The organism is Pseudoalteromonas sp. SIMBA_162, from assembly GCF_046535955.1.
GTDB classification, from domain to species: Bacteria; Pseudomonadota; Gammaproteobacteria; order Enterobacterales; family Alteromonadaceae; genus Pseudoalteromonas; species Pseudoalteromonas marina.
The window spans coordinates 1-19,362 of sequence record NZ_JAWJBQ010000032.1; the positions used below are offsets into that span (position 1 = coordinate 1).

18 protein-coding genes, 2 tRNA genes and 1 other RNA gene are annotated in these 19,362 nt (G+C 41.3%); 18 read left to right on the forward strand and 3 right to left on the reverse strand.

The annotated features are described in order from the left end of the window. Window positions 1-103: 103 nt before the first annotated feature. The 5 genes from R0J88_RS17325 to R0J88_RS17345 all read left to right on the forward strand — a co-directional run bounded on the left by R0J88_RS17325 (window position 104) and on the right by R0J88_RS17345 (window position 6,512). Window positions 104-179, forward strand: a tRNA-Phe gene (locus R0J88_RS17325). A 78-nt stretch (window positions 180-257) separates the two neighbouring features. Then, window positions 258-333: transfer RNA gene (locus R0J88_RS17330), tRNA-Thr, on the forward strand. A gap of 398 nt (window positions 334-731) precedes the next feature. Further along, window positions 732-2,147 (forward strand): efflux transporter outer membrane subunit, encoded by a 1,416-nt coding sequence (locus tag R0J88_RS17335; protein WP_410900542.1) that lies wholly within the window; start codon window positions 732-734, stop codon window positions 2,145-2,147. Beyond that, on the forward strand, window positions 2,137-3,432 hold the full coding sequence (locus tag R0J88_RS17340; protein WP_410900543.1) for an efflux RND transporter periplasmic adaptor subunit: 1,296 nt from the start codon (window positions 2,137-2,139) through the stop codon (window positions 3,430-3,432). Before R0J88_RS17335 ends, R0J88_RS17340 begins: the two co-directional genes overlap by 11 nt. Next, on the forward strand, window positions 3,429-6,512 hold the full coding sequence (locus R0J88_RS17345) for an efflux RND transporter permease subunit (protein ID WP_410900544.1): 3,084 nt from the start codon (window positions 3,429-3,431) through the stop codon (window positions 6,510-6,512). The genes R0J88_RS17340 and R0J88_RS17345 overlap by 4 nt, the downstream gene beginning before the upstream one ends. Window positions 6,513-6,670: 158 nt before the next feature. On the opposite strand, the gene ssrS is transcribed toward R0J88_RS17345, so the two are convergent. Continuing rightward, window positions 6,671-6,853, reverse strand: a non-coding RNA gene (gene ssrS, locus R0J88_RS17350) — 6S RNA. 193 nt (window positions 6,854-7,046) lie between these two features. On the opposite strand from ssrS, the gene R0J88_RS17355 reads away from it, so the two are divergent. Genes R0J88_RS17355 through R0J88_RS17370 form a run of 4 tightly spaced genes read left to right on the forward strand, consistent with a single transcriptional unit; the run spans window position 7,047 to window position 11,332 of the window. After that, window positions 7,047-7,610 carry a UPF0149 family protein gene (locus R0J88_RS17355; RefSeq protein ID WP_008131954.1) on the forward strand — a complete coding sequence of 188 codons (564 nt, stop codon included), beginning with the start codon at window positions 7,047-7,049 and terminating at the stop codon, window positions 7,608-7,610. A gap of 33 nt (window positions 7,611-7,643) precedes the next feature. After that, window positions 7,644-8,966 carry a Xaa-Pro aminopeptidase gene (gene pepP, locus R0J88_RS17360; RefSeq protein ID WP_410900545.1) on the forward strand — a complete coding sequence of 441 codons (1,323 nt, stop codon included), beginning with the start codon at window positions 7,644-7,646 and terminating at the stop codon, window positions 8,964-8,966. 15 nt (window positions 8,967-8,981) lie between these two features. Beyond that, window positions 8,982-10,169, forward strand: coding sequence for a 2-octaprenyl-6-methoxyphenyl hydroxylase (ubiH, locus tag R0J88_RS17365; protein ID WP_410900546.1), 1,188 nt, complete (start codon window positions 8,982-8,984; stop codon window positions 10,167-10,169). Continuing rightward, window positions 10,166-11,332 (forward strand): FAD-dependent monooxygenase, encoded by a 1,167-nt coding sequence (locus R0J88_RS17370; protein ID WP_410900547.1) that lies wholly within the window; start codon window positions 10,166-10,168, stop codon window positions 11,330-11,332. The genes ubiH and R0J88_RS17370 overlap by 4 nt, the downstream gene beginning before the upstream one ends. A gap of 255 nt (window positions 11,333-11,587) precedes the next feature. Here the strand turns inward: R0J88_RS17370 and R0J88_RS17375 are convergent, their stop codons facing one another. Both R0J88_RS17375 and R0J88_RS17380 read right to left on the reverse strand, forming a co-directional pair. Beyond that, window positions 11,588-12,787, reverse strand: coding sequence for an alpha/beta hydrolase-fold protein (locus tag R0J88_RS17375; protein WP_410900548.1), 1,200 nt, complete (start codon window positions 12,785-12,787; stop codon window positions 11,588-11,590). Continuing rightward, window positions 12,747-12,986: a hypothetical protein gene (locus R0J88_RS17380; protein ID WP_410900552.1), complete on the reverse strand. Its 240-nt coding sequence runs from the start codon at window positions 12,984-12,986 to the stop codon at window positions 12,747-12,749. The genes R0J88_RS17375 and R0J88_RS17380 overlap by 41 nt, the downstream gene beginning before the upstream one ends. Before the next feature lie 167 nt (window positions 12,987-13,153). Here R0J88_RS17380 and rpsF point away from each other — a divergent pair, with 167 nt between their 5' ends. The 9 genes from rpsF (at window position 13,154) to alr (ending at window position 19,360) form a co-directional block, all read left to right on the forward strand. Further along, the gene (gene rpsF, locus R0J88_RS17385; RefSeq protein ID WP_006793724.1) at window positions 13,154-13,495 is read left to right on the forward strand and encodes a 30S ribosomal protein S6; all 342 of its coding nucleotides are present in this window, start codon (window positions 13,154-13,156) and stop codon (window positions 13,493-13,495) included. Window positions 13,496-13,539: 44 nt separating this feature from the next. Further along, complete coding sequence (gene priB, locus R0J88_RS17390; RefSeq protein ID WP_006793722.1) at window positions 13,540-13,857, forward strand: primosomal replication protein N; 318 nt, start codon at window positions 13,540-13,542, stop codon at window positions 13,855-13,857. Between the two features lie 12 nt (window positions 13,858-13,869). Then, the gene (rpsR, locus tag R0J88_RS17395) at window positions 13,870-14,097 is read left to right on the forward strand and encodes a 30S ribosomal protein S18 (RefSeq protein ID WP_006793721.1); all 228 of its coding nucleotides are present in this window, start codon (window positions 13,870-13,872) and stop codon (window positions 14,095-14,097) included. 35 nt (window positions 14,098-14,132) lie between these two features. Next, window positions 14,133-14,585: a 50S ribosomal protein L9 gene (gene rplI, locus R0J88_RS17400; protein WP_006793720.1), complete on the forward strand. Its 453-nt coding sequence runs from the start codon at window positions 14,133-14,135 to the stop codon at window positions 14,583-14,585. Window positions 14,586-14,825: 240 nt separating this feature from the next. Further along, window positions 14,826-15,374, forward strand: coding sequence for an RNA polymerase sigma factor (locus R0J88_RS17405; RefSeq protein ID WP_008131937.1), 549 nt, complete (start codon window positions 14,826-14,828; stop codon window positions 15,372-15,374). Beyond that, window positions 15,361-15,846, forward strand: coding sequence for a hypothetical protein (locus tag R0J88_RS17410; protein WP_058551689.1), 486 nt, complete (start codon window positions 15,361-15,363; stop codon window positions 15,844-15,846). Before R0J88_RS17405 ends, R0J88_RS17410 begins: the two co-directional genes overlap by 14 nt. Before the next feature lie 9 nt (window positions 15,847-15,855). Continuing rightward, a complete protein-coding gene (locus R0J88_RS17415; protein ID WP_410900549.1) occupies window positions 15,856-16,791 on the forward strand; it encodes a DUF4097 family beta strand repeat-containing protein in 936 nt (311 codons plus the stop codon). 110 nt (window positions 16,792-16,901) lie between these two features. After that, complete coding sequence (gene dnaB / locus R0J88_RS17420; RefSeq protein ID WP_006793716.1) at window positions 16,902-18,281, forward strand: replicative DNA helicase; 1,380 nt, start codon at window positions 16,902-16,904, stop codon at window positions 18,279-18,281. Further along, the gene (alr, locus tag R0J88_RS17425; protein ID WP_410900550.1) at window positions 18,281-19,360 is read left to right on the forward strand and encodes an alanine racemase; all 1,080 of its coding nucleotides are present in this window, start codon (window positions 18,281-18,283) and stop codon (window positions 19,358-19,360) included. Before dnaB ends, alr begins: the two co-directional genes overlap by 1 nt. The last annotated feature ends 2 nt before the right edge of the window (window positions 19,361-19,362 follow it).

Sequence of the window (19,362 nt, forward strand, 5' to 3'; positions counted from 1 at the left end):
AGCAACTGACTTGTAATCAGTAGGTCAACCGTTCGACTCGGTTAGTCGGCACCATTTATTTTAGTTAAGTGTTTTAACAACATTTAATTTGCACTGTTTAAGTGCCTCGATAGCTCAGTTGGTAGAGCAGAGGATTGAAAATCCTCGTGTCCCTGGTTCGATTCCGGGTCGAGGCACCATTTATACAAAGCCTTGCTTACGCAGGGCTTTTTTGTTTTTGACCCGTGTTCAAAACTACCTTTCAAATAATTTAGTGTGCCGACTTAGCTCAGCTGGTAGGGCAACTGACTTGTAATCAGTAGGTCAACCGTTCGACTCGGTTAGTCGGCACCATTCATCAACTTATTTCTATTATCAAAACACTGAATCAGTAGTCTGTACAAGTTACCCGTTCGACTCGGTTAGTCGGCACCATTTATTAACTTATTTCTATTATCAAAACACTGAATCAGTAGTCTGTATAAGTTACCCATTCGATTTGGTTAGGCTGCACTACCTCGTTTACAGCACTTTATTTTTTCCTGATAAATTAATTTTAATCTACATAAATAATGTTGTGATCTGATAGTGTTTATATTTACAAAGTTGCTGATCATTTAACTATACCTGCCGTATAACTCACTTATTAGTTCACTCATCGCTAGCTATGTAATGTTATGTAAAGTAAGTTGAGCAAAATTAGCCAAGGTGCTTGAATTACATTCATAAATAGCAGTAATTCAGGTTAAATTATGATTTGGCAATACAAGCCAACGTTATTGGCACTTAGTGTGATTCTGCTCAGTGGCTGTGCGAGTAATATAAATCCACAGGAGCGCCAACAAGCACCCAGTAATGTTCCTAAGCAGTGGCAACAACAAGCAGCAAGTTCAGTTTTGCAAGTGGATAATGAATGGTTAACGCAACTAAACACGCCATTGCTGAAAAAATATGTTAACCAAGCGCTTAAAAACAATCAGCAACTATTACAAACCAGCTACGATGTTGCCATTACTAAGCAGCAACTTATAGCGTCCGGGGCAGACCTTTGGCCTAGCTTAGATTTATCTACGCGTACTAGCCGAAGTAAAGATAATCGGCCTGTTAGTTATAATAATGCTAGCTCCGTAAGCTTAAACTTAAATTATGGAGTTGACTTATGGGGCAAACTGTCAGATTCAAAACGTGAAGCTAACCTTTCATATTTAGCTCAAAAAGCGCGTTTTGAACAGGCTAAACAGCAGCTTGTTTCGGATGTTGTTCAAGGATGGTTTGATGTTGTGTCTGCACAGCAGCTACTCGATTTATATAAACGCCGTGAAGAAAATGCTAAGCAAAATCTCGATATAATTGAATCGGGTTACCGCCAAGGTATAAACGAAGCGCTCGATGTTTATTTAGCCCGCAATGAGCTAAATAACGAACGTTCACGCATAGCTACTCAAACAGCCAGCCTATCCAGTGCTGCAAGACTACTGGAGCGTTTATTAGGTGAGTACCCAAAAGGAGCAATTTCTGCAAGTAATGACTTACCGGTTATTAACACAGAAATTCCACTGGGAATTCCATCTGAACTTATTACCCGAAAGCCTGCATTACTTGCTAGTTGGTACGAACTATTGGCGACCGATGCGTCATTGGCTTACGCACATAAACAGCGCTTTCCTAGTTTAAATTTAACTGCAAGCTTAAGTGATAGCACAGACAGAGTGAGTGATTTATTTTCTCCTTCAAGCCTTGCATGGTCTTTGCTAGGAAGTATTTCGGCACCTATTTTTGAGGGGGGACGTTTACAAGCCAATGAAGAAATTGCACGCCTAAATACACAAAAGCAAGAACAGCAATATCTGCAAACTCTGTACGATGCATTTGCTGATGTAGAAAACGCGATTTCGCAGCAGCAATCTTTAAAGGCTCAATATACAAGCACACTTGAAGCGCAAAAAAATGCACTTGCTGCCGAGCAGTTATCGTTTGAGCAATATCAAAGTGGCTTAGTCACTTACACCACAGTATTGGATGCACAAGATCGCTCATTCGATGCGCAAAGTTCATTAATACAAATTAAGAATCAATTAATTGCAAATAGAATCAACCTACATGTTGCCCTTGGTGGTGATTTTGAAAAACCATCAAGCGACCTAAAGAGTAACAACGATGAAAACTAAAACAGCTAAAATTATTATTCCAGCCGCGGTTGTTGTTACCGCTCTTTTAATTGTTTTTTTTATCAAAAGTAACCCGCCAGAAGCGAGGCGTTTTGGCTCAGCACCAAAAGCAGCTATCAGCGTGTCGGTACTAGAAATTGTGCCTCAACGTTACCAAGTAATGATAGACAGCTACGGTACAGTAAAGCCTCGCACACAAAGCTTACTTGTTGCTCAAGCATCAGGGCAAATCATCGACGTGAGTGATGAGTTTAGAGAAGGTGGTTTTTTTGAAAAAGGCGACGTGTTACTAAAGCTTGATGATAGAGATCATCAGGCGGAGGTTAAATCTGCACAAGCTAACTTACTCACAGCAGAACAAAGCTTGCTAGAAGAAAAAGCCCGCGGGCAACAAGCACTGACTGATTGGAAGCGCCTTGGTGGTTCAAGCCAAGCCAGCAGCTTGGTATTACGTGAGCCGCAATTAGCAGCTGCGCAGGCACAAGTGCTATCGGCTCAAGCTACTCTTGAAAAAGCAGAGCTTGATTTAGAGCGTACAAAGGTTACTGCACCTTATGCTGGGCGCATACTGAGTCGCAGTGTCGATTTAGGCCAAGTAGTGACTAACAATACCCAACTTGCCACTATTTACGCTATTGATAGCGTAGAAATTCGTTTACCAATAAAAAATAAAGACCTTTCGTTTGTAAACCTGCCAGAACAATACCGTGATGGTGCTAAAAACCAGGCCGGTTCGTTAGTCAAATTTAGCTCTGATTTAGTGGGCGAACAAACATGGCAAGGCCAACTTGCACGCACTGAAGGCGCAATTGACGAAAACGCGCAGCAACTTTACGTGGTAGCAAAAATAGACGACCCATATAAATCAACCGAGAGTAACCAATATCCAATTAAAATAGGCCAATACATTAAGGCACAAATTGCAGGTAAAACAGTACAAAATGCGTTGATCATTCCCAACAGTACAATTTATCAAGGCACCTATGTGTACGTAGTTGAGGGTGATGTACTAAAACGTAAAGACGTTACTTTTGCATGGCAAAACGCAAACCAAGCAATGATCAAGACAGGATTAAAAGCAAACGACAAGTTGGTTATCACGCCACTTGGTCAAGTGAGTTCGGGCACTAAAGTGAGTATTTTAGGTGAAGAGCCAAAGGAAAAAAAACCTAAAGGTATGCGCCCGTCGCGAGAGCAACTTGAGCAAAAAGCAAAAGAGCTTGGTATCAGTGTTGAAGAGTTAATAAAAAAACGTCGCGCAGCCAAGCAAGGAGATAAAGCATGATTGCTTGGTTTACCAAAAACCATGTTGCTGCCAATTTATTGTTAGTAACTTTGTTGTTGTCGGGACTATTTAGTTTATCGAGTAAAATACCACTTGAGGTGTTTCCGTCTTTCGAAACAGACATGATAAGCGTAGGTGTTAGCCTGCGTGGTGCAACCCCTGAAGATGTAGAGCAGGGCGTGACTATTCGTATAGAAGAAGCGGTGCAAGACTTAGAGGGAATTAAACAAATATTCAGCCGCTCGTCAGAGGGCTCAGGCTCTGTAACTATTGAGGTTGAAAGCGGTTACGATCCTCGTGAGTTATTAGCTGATATTAAAAGTCGAGTCGATGCGATTAATACGTTTCCTGGCGATGCAGAAAAACCGATTGTTGCGCTGGCTGAGCGCAAAAGAGAAGTAATAGCTGTTACCGTATCAAGCGATTATGGCGAAAAAGAAACGCGTGAATATGCCGAAAAAGTGCGAGATCAAATACTGCGTTTGCCTAATGTAACCCAGGTAGAGCTAAGTGGTGTTCGAGATTATGAGTTAGCCATTGAAGTTAGCCAAGACACGCTTCGCCAGTACAATCTAAGCCTTGCGCAAATATCGAGTGCGATTGCTAATTCAAGTTCTGATATTTCTGCCGGTAACTTAAAAACAGAAGGTGGCGATGTACTAATTAGCTCAAAAGGGCAGGCTTATCGTAAAGATGAATTTGCCAGCATAGTAGTAAAAAACCAAGCCGACGGAACGATTATCCGCTTAGGTGATATTGCTACAATTAAAGACGACTTTGAAGAAACGCCAGTGCGTACCCGTTTTAATGGTAAGCAAGCGGCGTTTATAGACGTTTACCGAATTGGCCCGCAAAGCGCGATAACCGTGGCAGACGATGTTAAAAACTATATTGAAGAACAGCAGGCCACGCTACCACAAGGTTTTAAACTAAGCTATTGGGATGACGATTCAGAGTTAGTTAAAAGCCGTATCGCAACCTTAACCAGTAATGCTCTACAAGGTGGTATTTTAGTTTTAGCACTGCTCACGCTATTTTTGCGCCCAGCAATTGCATTTTGGGTATTTATTGGTATTCCAGTATCATTTATGGGCGCATTTATCGCGATGCCAATTTTTGGTGTAACGCTAAATATAATGAGCTTATTTGGCTTTATTTTAGTGCTCGGTATTGTAGTAGATGACGCCATAGTAACCGGCGAAAACGTGTATACCCATTTAAAAACGGCAAAATCGGGTGAGCAGGCTGCTATATTGGGTACTCAAGAAGTGGCTACTCCCGTTACCTTTGGCGTGCTGACTACGGTTGCTGCCTTTTTACCTTTAGCATTTATTGAAGGGGCACGCGGCGCCTTATTTGCGCAAATTCCAGTAGTCGTTATTCCGGTGTTATTGTTCTCGCTAATTGAATCTAAATTTGTGTTGCCAGCACATTTAAAATACATAAAATTACGCCACCAAAAAGGTGAACCATCAAAGCTTGAAGCGATTCAACAACGCTTTGCAGATGGCTTTGAAAGTGCAATTTTAAAATATTACCAACCTATATTAAACACTGCTTTACGCCATAAACTAGCAACGGTCAGTTTATTTGTTGGAGTATTTTTTATTATTTTAACCATGATCACCAGTGGTTGGACTAAGTTTATCTTTTTCCCACGAATTCCGAGCGAAACTGTACGAGTTAATCTAACACTGCCAACAGGTACACCGTTTGAAGTAACTAATAAATACGTGATTGATATGTCTGAAAAGGCGCAGCAATTACAAGACAAATATCGCGACCCAGATACAGGCGAAAGCGTTATTTTAAATATACTAGCGACTACTGGCGGACGTGGCGGTGTGTCAAACTCTGGCGCGGTACGCTTTGAGATTACACCTGCAGAAAAGCGTGAGTCAGATATAGGCTCGCGAGAGCTAGCTAGCGAATGGCGCGATTTAATTGGTGTGATCCCTGGTGCTGAAAGCCTAACATTTAGAGCTGAAATTGGCCGAAGCTCAGACCCAATAGACGTTCAACTAAGTGGTACTTCACTAACAATATTACAAGATGTTGCTGATAACATTAAAAACCGTTTAGCAACGTATCCTACGGTGTTTGATATTGCTGATAGTATGTCAGATGGTAAAGAAGAGTTGCGTATAGAGCTTACACAACAAGGTTTAGCGCTGGGTTTAAATCGTGTAAATGTAGCAGGACAAGTGCGTAATTCGTTTTTTGGCTCGCAGGTTCAACGTATTCAACGCGGACGAGACGACGTGCGTGTAATGGTGCGTTTGCCTATCGATGAGCGCCGCTCGATAGCTGATTTACAAAATATACTAATTAACACCCCCGATGGTGGCTCTGTGCCATTGTCGCATGTGGCAACGCTTACGGCAGGGCAAAGCCCATCGACTATAAACCGTATTGATCGTTACCGCACTTTAAACGTGACGGCTGATATAGAAAAAAACAACACTAACATGACGGTGCTTCAAGCCGACCTCGCACAATACTTAGACGAGCTAATGCAGCAATACCCGGGGGTTGATTATAAACTTGAAGGTGAAGCTAAAGAGCAAAGAGAGTCGTTTGGCTCATTGGCTTGGGCGCTAGTGTTTGTATTTTTTATAATTTATGCGCTATTAGCTATTCCGTTTAAGTCATACATGCAACCAATTATTGTTATGAGTGTTATTCCATTTGGCATGATTGGCGCAGTAGTCGGGCACTGGATAATGGGGATGGATTTAACCATTATGAGCCTACTAGGTATGCTTGCGTTAATAGGTGTTGTAGTGAACGATTCGCTTGTATTGGTTGATTTTATTAATAAAAAACGCAGCGAAGGTGGCGATTTAATAGAGGCCGTTAAACTTGCTGGCGCATCGCGCTTTCGCCCAGTTATGCTCACCAGTTTAACCACTTTTATAGGTTTAATGCCGCTGCTGTTTGAAAAAGCCACACAAGCGCAGTTTTTAATACCTATGGCCGTTAGTTTAGGGTTTGGGATTATTTTTGCGACCTTTATTACTTTATTGCTAGTACCAGTCAATTATATGTTGATGGAACGATTTCAAGGCTGGTTTAAATAATACAAAAACGTGTTGATACAAAAGCTGTAGGTATTCAATTGCCTGCAGCTTTTTTGTTTTTAGCTATGCAAAATTGAAAATTATTTAAGGCGTTAAATAGATAAAAGTAGATGTATAAAGAGGTTTGAGTGTGCGTGTTAAAACGCGAGTAGATAATGGTGTTCCCCAAGATACGGTACTCGGTTTCAGTCCTGAAACCAGAAGGTTTCAGGGCGGGAATCTGCGGTTTACCGTAGGCTTCTCGGTACATGCCAAGCTTGCACAATAGTAAACGAACAGAAACCCTGGTATAAAATTTATCGGCTCAGGGACTTAACCCAGCTCCAGTATCCCAGGGAACAAATTAAGTATATAAGACATATGCCAATCCTTAAACCTAAAACGTAAAAAATTAAGTCGTTCGCTTAGTTTTCCCACACCTTTAACTCGCTGTTTACTTTATTGCGTAGTTTTTGAGCGTGATCATACAATTAATTGGAGTTGCTTTTTATCGAGTGGTAGCATTGCTTTAACTAGCAAAGCGAAGGCTTGATTATGAACGATTTACCAGATTACGAAAAAGCTCAACTACTTTTAGAAAAAAACGAAATATTTGTTTCTCCTGCCGAAGCGCATGGTGTTATTAGTGGTTTATTAGCATGTGGACTAAGTATTGACGACAAGGAGTACCTAGGCCTTTTAAGCGATGTATTCAACGATGGTGAATCGTTCGGTAATGGTTTAAAAGCATTTTTTGGCACTATTTATAAGCAAGTTGTTGCAAGCTTTAATGATGAAGAGTTTCAGTTTGATTTATTTTTACCAAGTGATGACGAAACACTCATCGATCAGGCTAATGGCCTCGTATCATGGGTATCGGGATTTATGCTTGGTTTTGGTTTAAAGCAAAAAGATTACGGTAAGCTGTCGGCTGACGTGAAAGAAGTAATTAGCGACTTTAGCGAAATAACACGCCTAGATACCACTTTTGAAGAAACCGAAGAAGATGCTAACGCACTTCACGAAGTTATTGAATATGTACGTGTATCGGCACTACTTTGTTTTGCCGAGCTTGGTAAAGAGCAAAGCAGCCAAAGTGATAAAAAAACGCTTCATTAAACTTAATTAAAAAGTACAACGGGTTAGCTAATAATGGTTGAAATAAAAAAGTCAGAGTTTAAAGCACGCAGAGAACGCTTACTTGCACAAATGGACGATAACAGCATTGCGCTTATTCCGGCTGCTAGCGAAGTAACGCGAAGCCGCGATACTGACTATGCTTTTAGACAAGACAGCGACTTTTTTTATTTAACCGGTTTTAACGAACCCGATGCTGTATTGGTGCTTTGTAACAACAGCGATACACCCAGCACCCTATTTTGCCTTGATAAAGACAAATTAGCTGAAATTTGGCATGGCCGACGCGTTGGTTTTGATAAAGCCAAAAGTGACTACTTATTTGACGAGGCCTACCCATTAAGTGATTTAGAAGAGCAACTGCTTGAGCTACTAAATGGTAAAAATGCGATTTATTTTGCACAAGGCGCTTACGATTCATTTGATAGTAAAGTGTTTACGCTTTTAGGTACACTTCGTGGCGGGGCTCGCAAAGGCCTTAAAGCACCGAGTACGTTAAAAGAAATTCGCGGCCTTATCCATGAAATGCGTTTGTTTAAATCGCCAAGCGAAATAGAGATAATGCGCGAAGGCTGTGAAATTAGCGCCCGTGGCCACATGCGAGCTATGCGCTTTTCACATGCAGGAGCAACAGAGTTTCAATTAGAAGCAGAGCTTCATCATCATTACGCAATGAACGGCGCACCTCATCCGGCTTACGGCACAATTGTAGGTAGCGGCGATAACGCTAATATTCTGCATTACACGCAAAATAGCGATGTACTTAAAAATGGCGATCTAGTACTTATTGATTCAGGTTGTGAGCTACAAGGCTACGCAGCCGATATAACACGTACATTTCCGGTAAATGGCCAGTTTAGTGAAGAACAAGCCGCGCTTTATAATATTGTTCTTAACGCACAACTGGCTGCCTTTGAAGAAATTAAACCCGGTGGTTACCTGTCCCACGCTAATAAATTAGCAATGGAAGTACTAACGCAAGGCTTACTTGACTTAGGTATTTTAACTGGCGACTTTGATGAATTAATGGCGCAACAAGCCTGTAAAGAATATTACATGCATGGCCTTGGGCATTGGCTGGGGTTAGACGTGCATGATGTCGGTGATTATAAAATAAATAACGTTGAGCGAGCATTTGAGCCTGGTATGGTTTTAACCATAGAGCCAGGACTCTATATAAGCGAAGACTCAAACGCGCCACAAAAGTACAAAGGTATTGGTATTCGTATAGAAGATAATTTACTCGTTACCGAGTCAGGCTATGAAAACCTTACCTTAAGCGTGCCTAAAACCATTGGCGATATTCAAGCACTTATGCAACAAACTAAAAGCGCATAACGGGTGGAGAGCACAATGGCTAAGCAGTTTGATGTTGTAGTAATTGGTGGTGGTTTAGTCGGCGCAAGTTGTGCACTTAGCATTGCTAAAATAAACTCCTCAATAAACATTGCCGTAGTAGAAGCAAGCCAAGTAACTGATGAATACCACCCAAGCTTTGACGACCGAAGTATTGCGCTTGCTCAGCAATCGGTAGAGTATTTACAAACACTTAATTTATTTGATCAAAATGCCCCTTACACCTCTGCTATTAAAAAAGTGAGCGTGTCTGATAGAGGTCATTTTGGTAAAACCCATATTCAAAGCACTGAATTTGCAAAACCTTCTTTAGGGTATGTAGTTGAGGTTAATCCATTTGGGCGCGCGCTTCATCAGCGGCTAGTGCAATCAAGCATTAGCTTATTTTGCCCTGATAGCGTAATCGAAATAAAACAAACGTTACATAGCAACGCACTGACTTTGCAAAGTGGCGAACAACTTAATGCCAAGCTAATTATTGTAGCCGATGGCGCGCAATCTCCTACACGCCAATTGCTGGGCCTTAATTTTAATACTCAGCCTTATGAGCAAGGCGCTATTATTGCCAATATAGAAGTAGCCGAAGGGCATAATAACCATGCCTTTGAACGTTTTACTCAGCATGGCCCTATGGCACTATTACCGATGAGCAATAACCGCTATTCATTGGTGTGGTGTATGGAAAAAGAGCAAATTAATTCATACATGGACTTAAATGAAATCGAGTTTTTAAGTGCATTACAATCAGCCTTTGGTTACCGCGCAGGGCAATTTGTTAAAGTGGGTATGCGCGCAAGCTACCCGCTGGTATATGGACAAGCCGAATCGTTAATAGCTCATCGAACTGTGGTTATTGGTAATGCTGCTCATGCTATTCATCCCATTGCAGGGCAAGGCTTTAATTTAGGCCTGCGTGATGTACAAGTACTGAGTGATTTAATTGCCAATAGCCCTAATGAGTTAGGGAGCTATGCGTTTACACGCGAGTATGGTCAGTTACGCTGCCAAGATATAAAAACAGTGATGACCTTAACAGATACCTTAGTAAGGTTGTTTTCAAATTCATCTCGAGTATTAGCGCTTGGGCGAAGCATTGGCTTGTTTTCAATGGATTTATTCCCCGCATTAAAAGCTCCGTTAGCAAAACAACTAATGGGGCAAGTTAAACAAGGTTCACGTTTATGAAGCAAACACAGGTGTGTATTGTTGGTGGTGGTTGCGTGGGGCTAACGTTAGCCCTTGGCCTAGCTAAGGCTAATATTAGTGTCGTGGTACTCGATGCAGCATCAACACAAGCCCCTCCAACTGATGAATACGGTTTACGTGTAAGCGCACTTAGTATTGCAAGCCAAACGTTATTAGAGCAATTAAACGTTTGGCCTGAAATTATTGCTCAGCGTGCATGTGCATATACCCATATGGATGTTCGCGATGCCGACAGCTTTGGTAAAATAACCTTTAATAACAAACAACTTGAGCTCGACCATTTAGGTCATATAGTTGAAAACGATATTATTCGCTTTGCACTTATTAAACAGTTAGAGCAGCAAAGCAATGCTACGCTAATGTTTGATACCGAATACCAGCAAATACACCAAAGTGAATCAGACGTATTTGTAACCCTTAAAAGCGGCGAGCCTATTATTGCTAAGCTGCTGGTGGCGGCTGATGGCGCAAATTCAGCTATTCGTAAACAATTTAATATGGCGCTGACCTTTAAAGATTACGATCACCATGCATTGGTTGCTACAGTAAAAACAAAAGAGCCACACGCAAATACTGCGCGACAAGTGTTTTTACCTACGGGACCATTGGCATTTTTACCACTAAGCGATGACAATACTCATTCAATAGTGTGGTCTACCAGCCCCCACCATTGCGATGAATTGCTAGCAATGGACGACACTGACTTTAATAAAGCCGTAATGGCTGCCATAGATGGCCAATGCGGCCTGTGTGAAGTGCAAAGTAAACGCGCGGCATTTCCACTTAAAATGCGTTACGCCCAGCAATGGGTAAGCGGCAAAGTAGTATTAATGGGCGATGCAGCGCACACTATTCATCCATTGGCAGGGCTGGGTATGAACCTAGGCCTAAAAGACGCCGCGTATTTAATTGAGCTACTTACAAGTGAGAGTAAAGAATTTGCAAGCACCCGCACACTTCGTGATTACGAGCGTACACGCAAGCTCGACGCGCAAAAGCACATAGCCATAATGCAAGGGCTAAAAGAGTTATTTGAAGGTGCTAACCCAGTTAAAAAGCTAATACGTGGAGTCGGGCTGTCACTCGTTGATAACTTAGGCCCAATAAAACACCTATTCGCCAAAGAAGCGATAGGGAAGTGATAAAGACAAGCGGTTAGTTTTTTAGCTGTCAGTTTTTAGCAAAGAAAAACCGATGTTTAGTTTAAACATCGGTTTTTTATTTTAAGTGGCTTTATACAGATTAAAAGCTGCGCTTTTTTACGCGAGCAAGCTCTGCGTCTTCATGCAAAGTTTAACACTAAGCTTAATTTTACCTGTAGGCGTGCAGCTTGGCGGCGCGAGGAGCATAGCTCGTAATTACTATCGTTAGTTAAAAAGCGCTTTGCGTAAAATTAGTTACAAATTGGCTTGGGCTTCATTCACCATATCTTGTAGTGCATCAATTAACAGTGGGTCGCGCGAATTTTGTTTAGCAAGTTTTAGTGCGTGTTTCATACTAGTAACAGCCTCCTTAAATTGTTTGTCAGCCGTGTAGCCTTGCGACAATCGCATGTGGGAGTAGGCTGCATTTGGGTAACCGCGAGTAAAGTGTTTAAGCGTCGTTATCGCTTTTTTAGTATTACCAAACTTTTGCTGGCGGTGGGCAAATTCTACGTACACATCTTGTGGAATTTTAAGCTCAAATCCGTACTTATCGCTCAGTGCTTGGTAGTAACCGGTAATAAGTGATACATCAGCGAATTTTCCATGCTCGTCTGTTACTTTAAATATTAGGTCGCTAAACAAGTGAATCAGGCTATCGCTAATTGCTGGAAGTATGGTGCCCATATGACTAAAAGTAGGGTAATGCTTATATTCCCACTTTAGCTGTGTGGGCATTTGTTGTTCTAAATTTACTAACGTATTTAATGCGCCTGTATAAAAACGTGCGCCTTCACTCGCTACACTAATAAATAACTCTTGAGCACCTTTAGGGTTTTTAGTGTATTTAATAATATTATTTTTTAACTCTTCGTCACTCCACCAACTATTTGGGCTAATAGCTATGTAGTTGTTAAACAATTCAGGCTGATTAACTAAAGTATAAAGCGCTAATGTACCAGCGTTAGAGTGACCAATTAAAGTGTTGTAGCCGTTAGTTGAGTAATTATTGTTTATGTATGGCATGAGTTCATCAGACACAAACTTTAAAAAGTTGTCGGTTTGCCCAGCGTCAGGCCATTTATTTTTAACAAAGGTTTGAAACTCCGTTTTAGGCTCACCCTCTACTTGAGGTAAGTAATCACGAACTCGGTTAGTTGTATCAATAGCAACAAGCATGGCATTAGGTATTTGCTCGTAATCAACAAGGGATTTTATAACGCCAGACGCCGTATGATAGTGCTCAACACCATCAAGTAAATAAATAACATAAAGCGGCTGGTCGTCTTTTACAGTGTCAGGTATGAAGATGCTGATTGGCCTATCTTCGTTAAGTATTTTTGATTGTAGAATAACTTTTTTACCAACGGTTATGTCGGTTGTAGCGGTGTTTGAATAGCTAAAAAAAGAGGTGCTAAAAGTAAGTATCAAGGCAAGCGATAATAAAAGCTTCATAAATATCCTTATTTAATAATGTGTTGCTTAATAATTGCACGGCTTTAGGCTTGAGTAAACGTTTATATTTTAGGAGCACATACAGGACTTTATTAATTAAAAGCTTTGATTTTTTTGTGCGAGCAAGCTCAGCGACTTCCAAAAAAACGAAGGCACTTACTTTCAATTTACTTATTGATAGCGGGGCATCGAGTACCATCACCCAATAGCTTTAACACTTATCTATTAAAGCTTAAAAAACCTGCTTGCTTAATTATCCTACTAAGCGTAAAATGCGCGCTCATTTCGGCTTTTAAACTATTAATTCCTTGCCTTAAACCGACCGGCCGAAACGGTAGAAGGCTCTATTAACCGTAAGGAATATCCATGCGTCATTACGAAATCGTATTCATGGTTCACCCAGATCAGAGTGAGCAAGTTGCTGGTATGATCGAACGTTATACTGGTTCTATCACTGAAGCTGGTGGTTCAATCCACCGTCTTGAAGATTGGGGCCGTCGTCAATTGGCTTACCCAATTAACAAGCTTCATAAAGCTCATTATGTTCTTATGAACGTTGAAGCACCTACTGAAGTAATCAGCGAGCTAGAAACTACTTTCCGCTACAACGATGCAGTGCTTCGTAACTTAGTTATCCGCACTAAATCTGCAGTAACTGAAGCGTCTCCTCTTGCAAGAGAAGAGAAGAAAGAAGCACCAGCTGCTTAATTGTTTTGAGTCCAAGCATGGCGTTTAACTGGCGGTAAATATAAATGGTTAGCCCTTTTATGAATCAGCTGGTTTTATCTGGGGTAGTTTGTAAAACACCCAAGTTAAGCCAAAGCCCTGCTGGCATCCCGCATTGCATTTTTGTTTTAGAACATAAATCGATGCAAACCGAAGCAGACCTTAACCGTAATAGTTATGTAAAGCTTCAGGTTGTTGCCAGTGGAAAGCAAATGCAACAACAGACTCAACATTTGCACGTTGGGCAGGCATTGCAAGTGAGTGGTTTTTTAAATCGCCACGAAGGTCGTAACGGCCTTAGCCAATTGGTTTTGCATGCTCAGCATATAGAAAGAATTATTTGAGGAATTAATCTCATGGCACGTTATTTCAGACGTCGTAAGTTCTGCCGCTTTAAAGCGGAAGGCGTACAACAAATCGATTACAAAGATCTAGCTACTCTTAGAAACTATGTTACAGAAAGTGGCAAAATCGTACCTAGCCGTATTACAGGTACTAGCGCTAAATTCCAGCGCCAGCTAGCAACTGCTATTAAGCGTGCTCGCTACTTAGCCCTTCTTCCATACACTGACTTACATAAGTAAGCAGCGGATTAACAGTTTTTAAAAGGTGTAGAAACATGCAAGTTATTCTACTAGATAAGATCGCTAACCTAGGTAGCCTAGGTGAACAGGTTGTAGTTAAATCTGGTTTCGCACGTAACTTCCTTTTCCCTCAAGGTAAGGCAGTTCCTGCGACTAAAGCTAACATTGAAACGTTTGACGCTCGTCGCGCAGAACTTGAAGCGAAAATCGCTGAACAGTTAGTTGCTGCACAAGCACGCGCTGAAAAACTAGAAGCATTAGCAGAAGTTACTTTAGTATCTAAAGCTGGTGACGAAGGTAAGTTATTCGGTTCAATCGGTACTCGTGACATCGCTGACGCTATCTCAGCTGTTGGTGTTGAAGTTGCTAAGTCAGAAGTTCGTTTGCCTCTAGGTACTATCCGTGAGACTGGTGAATTTGACGTATCAATTTCTGTTCACACAGACGTAACGGCTACTATCAAAGTAATCGTAATCGCTGAAGCTTAATTTTAAATTAAGCGACAAAAGCCGTGCTTTTAGCACGGCTTTTTTGTGCCTAAAATTCAGTTTTTTTATTATTAATGTGGTACTGCCTCCTAATACTCTTCTTACTTAGAATTTAAATTCTTTAAATTCTTTAAATTTATTTTCATTTCATTCAAACCTTTTACCGCTGTTATTGCGTCTAACTTATCAATACACTGGAAATGGTACCAATACCATAATAATTAAAAGGTGATATCACGGATGTTACACGTTAAACCCGATCAACCCGCTGAGTGCGAAAATGCATTGATTGAGCGCGTAAAGTCGGGTGATCAAAGTGCATACACAATGCTTTACCAATTGCATATAAAGCGCGTTTACGGTTTGTGCTTGCGCTTATTAGCTGATCAGTCGCACGCTGAGGATGCTGCGCAAGAAGTGTTTGTTCAGGTGTGGCACAAAATAGCAATGTTTGATGGTCGTTCGCAGTTTTCTACTTGGTTATACAGTGTGGCGAGTAATATTGCGATTAACTACTTACGTAAACAAAAAAGCTGGGTACAAAAAGTCGTTAGCATTGAACAAGACGGTATGGATGAGCAATCGGCTAAAGACTGTAAAGGCTTAAACGGCTTAGATAAGCTAATTGTTAGGTTACCTGAGCGCGCACGCATGGTGTTTGTATTGTTTGCAGTAGAAGGTTATCGACATGAAGAAATAGCAGAGCAATTGGGTATTGCCGTTGGATCAAGCAAATCACAATATCATCGAGCAAGGCAGTTATTACAAGAGTGGTATGAAAATGAATAAACCAAACTTTGACGACTTTTTAGATAAATCATTAAACACGCTTGATAAAGAGATAACGCCACAAAAAGATCTGTGGGCAGGTATAGAAAGAGCCATTGTAAATACCAATGAGCCTGAGCAATCAGCCGTTACTTTATGGCCAAAGTTAAGCGCAATGGCGGCATGTATCGTCGCTGCACTAGTGGCGCTCAATATGTTTGTAATCAACCCTAAACCACAACCGGTTGTGGCCATAAGTGACTATTTTGCACAGCAAAAGCAAAGCTTACTGGTGCAGTATAAAAATCAAGACGCCTTAACCGATAATTGGCAAACACAATTACAAGAGCTTGAGGAGGCAGAGTATGCCATTAAGCAAGCACTTAAAAACGAACCCCAAAACCAGGCATTGCTAACAATGTTAGCGCAGATTTATCAACAACAACTTGATTTGATTAATAAGGTGCATGCACCTCGTTGGCAAAGTATTTAGGAGAAAAACATGAAAGCAATTTTACTAGGATTAAGCTTATTTCCACTTGCTGTACTTGCAGGAGAAAAAATTGATAAACAAATAGAGGTGCCAAAAGAGGGTACTGTTTTTATTGAGAATCAGCGTGGTGATGTAAGTATTGCTGGTTGGGATAAAAGCGAGTTTAAAGTAGTGGGCGAGCTTGACGATAAGGCAGAAGGTTTTGAGCTCGAAACAAGAGGCGACAATACATATTTTGTTGTGAAAATGCCACGTAAAATGGGCTGGGGCAGTAATGGCGATGGCTCTAAACTAACTATTTTTATGCCGCATAGCAGCGCATTAGACTTTCGTGGTGTTAATGTATCGGTGATAGCTAAAGCACTTAAAAATGGTGCAGAAGTAAATGTGGTTAATGGTGAAATTACCGCACAAAATTTAGCAGGTAATATTAGGCTAACCAGCGTTAACGGTGATGTGAATGCACAAAATCTGAGTGGTAATATTCAATTTGAAACGGTAAATGGCGAAATAAATGATGAACAGTCTAGTGGTGAGTTACGCTTTAGCGCTGTAAATGGTGATATTAAGTCGTCATCAAGCGCGAGCGATGTTCGTCTTGAAAATGTGAACGGTGACATAAACTTTAAGCTAGGTAGTATCAAAAAATTACGTATTAATACTGTAAATGGTGAAGCCGAAGTTCGTATTGGTGAGCTACTGGACAGTGCAGATGTACGTTTCGAATCAGTAAGTGGCGATGCAGAGTTTTTCTTCCCTACTAATGTATCGGCTAAATTTGAGATTGAAGCCCATGCCAATGGCAAAATTATTAATGAGCTTAGCGATGACAAAGTAAAAAAAGCCAAATATGGCCCAGCCAGTGAGCTTGAGTTTGTTATTAATGGCGGCAATGCAGACGTTGAAATGGATACTATAAGTGGCCGTATTGAGCTTAAAAAGTAAATCGTAAACTTTTGAGTTACAAAAAGCAGGAAAAGATTTCCTGCTTTGCTATTTGCACAACCCCGGCAAGTCGATAGAATAGAGCCATTCAATTTTAGTACTGTGAAGTTATGGCCAAACCAGATAAGCAAGTCGATACCCTTAAAGTTCCTCCCCATTCAATAGAAGCTGAACAATCTGTTTTAGGTGGCTTAATGCTTGATAACCAAGCATATGACCGCGTAGCCGAACTTGTTGTATCTCAAGATTTTTATACTCGTACGCACAAGCTTATTTTTGAAGCAATGACAGAGCTTGCAGAGTTGGGTGATCCAATCGATTTAATTACGATTTCTGAAAGCCTTGAAAAAAATAATAAACTGGCAGGAATTGGTGGTTTTGCTTACTTAGCCGAAATAGCCAAAAATACACCGAGTGCCGCTAATATCGATGCATACGCTAATATTGTGCGAGAGCGTGCGGTTGTGCGTGAAATGATTGGTGTAGCAAATGAAATAGCCGAGGCCGGTTTTAATACCGAAGGGCGCACAAGCCATGACTTATTAGATTTTGCCGAGAGTAAAGTATTTAAAATTGCTGAGCAGCGTTCAAAAAGCACCGAAGGTCCGCAAAGCATACACAACATACTCGAAAAAACTGTTGATAAAATAGAAGAGCTATACCAATCTCCGCAAGATGGTGTAACAGGCGTAAGTACCGGCTATGCTGACTTAGATAAAATGACCACAGGCTTACAGCCTTCAGATTTAATTATTGTTGCAGCACGTCCTTCAATGGGTAAAACCACCTTTGCGATGAACCTTGCAGAGCATGCGGCAATGACACAAGACAAGCCTGTGCTTATTTACTCATTAGAGATGCCCTCTGAGCAAATCATGATGAGGATGCTGGCATCACTTGGTCGTATTAACCAAACTAAGGTACGTACTGGTCAGCTAGACGATGATGATTGGGCGCGTCTTTCATCAACCATGGGCTTGTTGATGGAAAAAGGTAAAATGTACGTTGATGATGCATCAGGGTTAACACCTACCGATGTTCGCTCACGTGCACGTCGTATTGCGCGCGATCATGGTGGTATCAGTATGATCATGGTTGATTACCTTCAGCTTATGCGTGTGCCGAGCTTATCGGATAACAGAACCCTTGAAATAGCAGAAATTTCACGCTCTCTTAAGTCACTAGCAAAAGAATTAAAATGCCCGGTTGTTGCGCTTTCGCAGCTAAACCGTACGCTTGAGCAACGTGCTGATAAACGCCCAATTAACTCAGATTTACGTGAATCTGGCTCGATAGAGCAGGATGCCGATTTAATCATGTTTATATACCGTGATGAAGTCTACAACGAAGACAGTACTGAAAAAGGCATCGCCGAAATCATCATAGGTAAACAGCGTAATGGTCCAATTGGTAAAGTGCGCTTGACGTTTCAAGGGCAGTTTTCTCGCTTTGATAACTACGCAGGTCCTGCGATGGATGACGAGTATTAATGCGCTTAGCTACTGCTGAAATTAATTTAACGGCACTTGCGCATAATTTAGCGCAGGTAAAGCGTTTTGCACCAAACAGTAAAGTTATGGCGGTATTAAAAGCCAATGCGTATGGCCATGGTTTGGTTAAAATTGCCCAACATTTAAATGATGCAGACGCATTTGCAGTAGCACGTATAGATGAAGCTTTAGCGCTTCGAGCTGGCGGATTAACAAAACCGATTGTGTTACTTGAAGGCTTTTTTAATAAAGACGATTTACCTATTTTATTGGCCAATAACTTTCAAACTATTATTCATGATGAGTATCAGCTTGCCGCTTTGGAAGAGGCTGAGCTTGAAGCGCCTTTATTGTGCTGGCTTAAAGTAAATACCGGCATGCATCGCCTGGGTATTGCCCCAGAGCAGTTTGATGAATTTTATAAGCGCCTGCAAAAAACACCCAATGCCAATAACACCGTTAATTTAATGACCCACTTTGCATGCGCGGACGATATCAATAACACCAAGACAGCACAGCAAATTTCACAGTTTGACTGCCTAGTAAATAATATTAACCAAGCACATTGCTTATCTAACTCGGCGGGCATTATTGCTTGGCCGAATGCTCATGGCGATTGGGTACGCCCTGGTTTAATGTTATATGGGGTATCACCTATGGCAAACGCATTGGGTGAGCAGCACCAGCTTAAACCCGTTATGCGTTTAACGACACGTGTTATAGCAGTGCGCCATGTTCCAGCTAACGAGGCCGTAGGATATGGTGGGCGTTGGAAAAGCGATAAAGCGACTCAATTAGCTGTGGTTGCTATGGGATATGGTGACGGTTACCCGCGACATGCAAAAGAGGGTACACCAGTGGTTATTGGCAAGCAGCGCTATGGTATTGTAGGTAGTGTGGCAATGGATATGATTAGCGTAGACATAGGCCAAAACGAGCACGACATAAAAGTAGGCGACAGAGTCACAATGTGGGGCCCAGAGCTACCAGTAGAAGAAATAGCACAGTGTGCCGATACCATTCCTTACGAACTTTTGTGTAATATTACACCGCGCGTAAGTTATGAGTATCAGCCATAATT